Source organism: Polaribacter sp. M10 (genome assembly GCF_054968445.1).
The window spans coordinates 1-5,421 of the sequence record NZ_JBSSBG010000038.1; the positions used below are offsets into that span (position 1 = coordinate 1).

At 33.7% G+C, this 5,421-nt stretch carries 3 protein-coding genes; 2 read left to right on the plus strand and 1 reads right to left on the minus strand.

Translation table 11 applies throughout. The annotated features are described in order from the left end of the window. Positions 1-1,076: 1,076 nt before the first annotated feature. Positions 1,077-1,460 (plus strand): HU family DNA-binding protein, encoded by a 384-nt coding sequence (locus tag ACWYN7_RS17025; protein ID WP_462861178.1) that lies wholly within the window; start codon positions 1,077-1,079, stop codon positions 1,458-1,460. Positions 1,461-2,188: 728 nt separating this feature from the next. Here ACWYN7_RS17025 and ACWYN7_RS17030 read toward each other — a convergent pair. Further along, positions 2,189-3,106: a phosphatase PAP2 family protein gene (locus ACWYN7_RS17030; RefSeq protein ID WP_462861179.1), complete on the minus strand. Its 918-nt coding sequence runs from the start codon at positions 3,104-3,106 to the stop codon at positions 2,189-2,191. A 132-nt stretch (positions 3,107-3,238) separates the two neighbouring features. On the opposite strand from ACWYN7_RS17030, the gene ACWYN7_RS17035 reads away from it, so the two are divergent. Next, positions 3,239-4,516, plus strand: coding sequence for a nucleotide sugar dehydrogenase (locus ACWYN7_RS17035; RefSeq protein WP_462861180.1), 1,278 nt, complete (start codon positions 3,239-3,241; stop codon positions 4,514-4,516). Positions 4,517-5,421: the final 905 nt, after the last annotated feature.

The following is a 5,421-nucleotide window of genomic DNA, read 5'->3' on the forward strand; positions in this document are numbered from 1 at the left end:
CCGACATACTTTAATTTTCTGTAAAAATTCAATATCGCTGTAACTGAGGAGTGTCCAAAGAGTGAAACGGTCTGGACGCGGATCGTGTAAGGGATAGTAGAATTTAAAGAAAATAAAATAAGTCTAGATTTTTGGTTCTTTTCATCAATGGAAAAGAACAGAGGGGTTAAAAGAATTGAGGTTGATTGTTGAATTTTGAGATTCTTCGGTTAACCAAGTTACTTTCAATCAAAATACATTTTGATTTCAGTAATACTCGAAATGACAAACGTCTCTGTGACTCCGACCTTGTGAAGGAGTCCTTTTCTTTATAAAGTTTATCTTTCTTTTTTTTTGTATCGTCAAGGTCTTTCTACATCGTAGATATGATTGAACTAGTTTTTATCCCTAGCATGTCTGTCGAATAATCTCTAAAGAGATGGTGTATATAACGCTTACATTAATTTTGTTATTTCATTATTTTTAAGAGTATAAAGCGTAATGTTTAACTTCAGTAAAATAACATCCAATAAATTGTTCGTTTACTATCGTTTTAATGGTAATTTACTATCAAGTTTATATTGTTTTTAGTGATTGACTAAAACATTCGTTTTTTACCTCTTGTTTTGCTTTTTAAGCAACATTTTTGAAAAATGTAAAAAAAATGTAAGAAAAACTAAAATTTGTGAATAGAGTGCTTGTAATTGTTAATAACTACTTCTGTTAAAATTAAAAATAGGTTGTATATTTGAAACACAAGAACAAAGCCTTAAAGATAGTGCTTTAAGACTTTATCTTGGTGGTAACACTTTAAAAAGTGTAAGTTTAAATTTCGCAGTTTAAAATTACAACACTTCTTAGAGCTTACCAAATTTTTTGTAAAATTTAACACAGTACACTAAACTGTATGAGGTAAGTTATGGATTAATTTAATTTACGAACTCCATTAAGTTCAATTGCTTAATGTTTAAGGGATCAAAAACGCGATTTTTTGGGTGCTAAGGCACAGAGTTTTAAAAAGCGAGTATAGAGATGTCTTACAATCGTCTCTCAAAATAAAGGTTGTAATTTTTTTATAATTATTTAATTTCAATATCATGGTAAAATTAAAAACCATAGAACGTCCTAATCCGCAGGACAGAGCAGCGGAAAATAAATTTTACGCGCATGCCATTGCAACAGGTACCACTAATTTAGAAAGATTAGCGTATTTGGTTTCGCACCAAAGTACGGTGCGTGAGGCAGATTGTTATGCAGTTTTAATTTCATTGATGCACAATGTGATCGATGAGCTAGAGCAAGGTAGAATTGTAAAGTTAGATAAATTGGGAGCTTTTCAAATTGGCGTGCGTTCGGAAGGCGTGGCAACTGCAGAAGAAGTTACTGTTAACTTGGTAAAGAAGTCTCATATTAACTTTAGGCCTGATAAACGTTTGCGTAAGATGTTGCAAAATGTTGAGTTTACGCATAGTGAGTCGTAAATAAATGAAATGGGGAATTTAGCAATAGCTAGGTTCTCCATTTTTTTGTTTTTTCTACTCAATTTTCTAAAAACTCGCCCTATTGAGTTTTTAAAAGAAACGATACTTTTCATCAAAAGTATCGTTTCTTTTTACCAAAAGTATTTAGTGAGTTGCTTAAAACTTAAGATACTTTTAAAAAACCGCTACTTTCTCTTTTTAAAGCAGCTATTGTTAATGTTATTGCTGATTTTTATGGTAAAAAAAACTAATTTTGTGCTCTTTTTTTTACTTAAAATTGGTTTTTAACCTACTTTTTTACCTAAATATTCACTTTTTTCTGACAAAAATCGAACAAAAAACACGCATTATGCATCTTTTTTTAGTGGTTGTTTAAGAAATATCAGGTCTACTTTTGTGTTTTTATCGAATAAAAACGTGCTTTTTACTATAGAAGCTATTGATTTTGAAGACCAAAAAATTGCTTTAACCGTACTTATTTATTAATGACACGCTATTTGGGTTAATCTTCATTTCAAGGCATGAATCAGTATTAGTATTATATATTTAAGTTGTTAAGAGCTTGTAAATAAGTAGATTGCGGAATTGTAACCGCTTTTTTGAAATAAGACTTGTTCTAGATGTCAGTTCGAGTGAAATTTCTTTTTCTGAAATTTTGTATCGAGAACTAGTTCTATCATTAAAATTGCTTTTGCTTATTGATGCCTATAAAATACCAAACGATGTACTTAAAAAGTACCTACAATTTTAAGCCCTGTAAACTCTGAAGAGAATTTCGGAATATAATTCAAAGAGATTCTACGATTTTTACTTTTTTCTAAAATACCTCTGGCTTTCCAGCTACTTCTTACAATAGAACGACCAATGAGTGTTCCTAAAATTCCTCCTACAACCATATCACTTACCCAGTGTTGATGTCCTTTTACGTTGGAAAAGAAAACGGCGGTCATTAAGCCATAAGGCACCCAGTAATTATCAAATTCCATTTGTAAAACTTTTGCTAAAGCAAAATAGGTAGTTACATGTAACGATGGCATAGCAGTTGCTTTGTGGTCAGAAAGTAAGATCTCATTTTCTCTCCCGTTGAAGAAATCCCAATTGTTATTGGTAAACGGATACCCCTTGGTGTTGGTGTTCAAAGGAAATTCAGGTCTGTTTCTACCAAAAACTGTTTTTAGAGTAACTTGAGTAATTAAGGTAGAATACGCAATTGCTTTGAATGCATTTACACCCACAAACTGGCCTTTTTCATTGTTGGTAAACAAAGATCCTAAATAGATTCCAATAATAGGGTAAGTTAAATATGTGTTTTCAGTGTTATTTATCCACATATTTTTTGAATCTCTAAGAAAATGTGGTGTTAAGTTGGGTAATCTATAATCAATATTTTTTTCAATATCTTGAAAGGCTTTGGTGGTGATTTTATCCGTGGCAATTAATCCTAAAACACCCGCTGCATAATACCCCGTTTTTTTCCAATCATCAGAGAATTCTTTGCCTAAATACACAAAATCATTTGGGATGGTATTAAAGCTTGTTTTAAAAACATATCCAGCTGTTTGAAAATGATTTTTTGTTTTTTGCTGATTTTGAGAAGAGACCATTAAGGTGAAAAACAGAAGGAAATACGTAATTAATAATTTCATAAGCTCGATTGTTTAAGTGGAGTAAAATTACAAATTTTGTGAAAACGGTAGAAATTTATTTTTGGTTTATTTTTTAATGCTCTAAAAAACCTTTTTTGTACATTCGTACACTTATAATTATTAGCTTATTGCATGCAAAACATAAAAATAGCAATCATCGGTTTAGGATATGTAGGGTTGCCATTGGCCCGATTGTTTGGGACCAAATATCAAGTGATTGGTTTTGATATCAATCCCAAAAGAATTGCAGAATTAAAACAAGGCATAGATACCACTCAAGAAGTAGACAATGCCTTATTGCAAGCTGTATTACTGGATGAGGTTGCTGGTAAAAACGGACTCTTTGTGACCGAAGAAAAGCGCTTTTTGCAAGATTGCAATTATTTTATTGTTACGGTGCCTACTTCTGTAGACAAAAACAATCAACCCGTATTGCAACCGCTTTTATCTGCCAGTAAAACCATAGCCCAACACTTAAAAAAAGACGATATTGTTATTTACGAATCTACCGTCTATCCTGGAGCTACCGAAGAAGATTGCATTCCGGTTTTAGAGCAATATTCCCAATTAAAATTCAATGAAGATTTCTTTGTCGGTTATTCGCCAGAGAGAATCAGTCCTGGAGATAAAGTAAGAACGGTAGAACATATATTAAAGGTGACCTCGGGGTCTAACAAAGCTACTGCCCAAAAAGTAGATGACTTGTATGCTTCTGTTTTAAAAAACGGAACACATTTGGCGCCTTCTATTAAGGTAGCCGAAGCTGCAAAAATTATTGAAAATTGTCAACGAGATATTAATATAGCTTTTGTTAACGAATTGGCAAAGATTTTTAGTTTGATGAACATCAATACCAGTGATGTGTTGGAAGCAGCAGCAACCAAATGGAATTTCCTGCCCTTTAAACCAGGTTTGGTGGGCGGCCACTGTATTGGAGTAGATCCGTTTTATTTGGCACAGAAAGCACAACAATATGGGTATTATCCCGAAATTATCCTTTCCGGAAGACGATTGAATGATAGTATGGGGGCACACGTTGCTTCCGAAGTCATTAAATTGATGATAGCTCAAGAGGTGAAAATCAAAGGAGAAAAAGTGTTGATTTTGGGCATCACCTTTAAAGAAAATTGTCCTGATATTCGAAACACAAAGGTGGTCGACTTGTATCATGCGTTAAAGAGTTATGGTGTAGCTGTGGATATTTACGATCCCTGGGCCAAAAAAGAAGAAGTGCTGGAAGAATATAACATTAATTTAATAGAAGATGTACACCTAAACAAATACGGCGCCCTAGTTTTGGCGGTTGCGCATCAAGAGTTTAAAAGCATTGAGATTACAACCTTGCAGAAAAAGAAATCAGTGATCTATGACATTAAAAATTTCTTAGAGGTTAAGGATAAGAGTTTGTGATTTTGAGTGATGAGTTGGGAGTTATGAGTGATGAGTTACGAGTTCTGAATAACGATAGTCGAGTAACGATAAACGACCCACGACCCACGACCCACGAAAATAGAGGTTAGGAAGTAGAAAATATTTTATGTTTAGTATTTGATTCTGGAAGTAGTTTGTAGTTTTGAGCTTAGAGCTTAGAGCTTAGAGCTTAGAGCTTAGAGTTACGAGTTAAGAGTTGAGAGTTCTGAATTAGGAATAACGATAGTCGAGCAACGATCAACGAAAAACGAACTACGAAAAACGAAACAAGAATAGAGAAAATAGATTAGAGATTAGAGAGGATAGAGGTGGAAAAATAGTGAAGAGTAGAGTTGTGAGTTATGAATAACGATAGTCGAGCAACGATCAACGAAAAACGAAAAACGAAAAACGAACAACGACCAACGACCCACGAACAGCGAAAATAGAGGTTAGGAAGTAGAAAATATTTTATGTTTGATGTTTAGTATTTGATTCTGGAAGTAGTTTGTAGTTTTGAGCTTAGAGCTTAGAGCTTAGAGCTTAGAGTTACGAGTTAAGAGTTGAGAGTTCTGAATTAGGAATAACGATAGTCGAGCAACGATCAACGAAACACGACCAACGAACCACGAAACACGAACAACGAACAACGATCAACGAACCACGAAACAAGAATAGAGAAAATAGATTAGAGAGGAGAGAGGGCAGAGGTGGAAAAATAGTGAAGAGTTGAGTTGTGAGTTATGAGTTATGAATAACGATAGTCGAGCAACGATCAACGAAAAACGAAAAACGAACAACGACCAACGACCCACGACCCACGAACAGCGAAAATAGAGGTTAGGAAGTAGAAAATATTTTATGTTTAGTATTTGATTCTGGAAGTAGTTTGTAGTTTTGAGCTT

Bases quoted from the DNA above. Each gene is read 5' to 3' on its own strand.
- ACWYN7_RS17035 (WP_462861180.1), top strand. From the start codon at position 3,239: ATGCAAAACATAAAAATAGCAATCATCGGTTTAGGATATGTAGGGTTG.
- ACWYN7_RS17025 (WP_462861178.1), top strand. From the start codon at position 1,077: ATGGTAAAATTAAAAACCATAGAACGTCCTAATCCGCAGGACAGAGCA.
- ACWYN7_RS17030 (WP_462861179.1), bottom strand. From the start codon at position 3,106: ATGAAATTATTAATTACGTATTTCCTTCTGTTTTTCACCTTAATGGTC.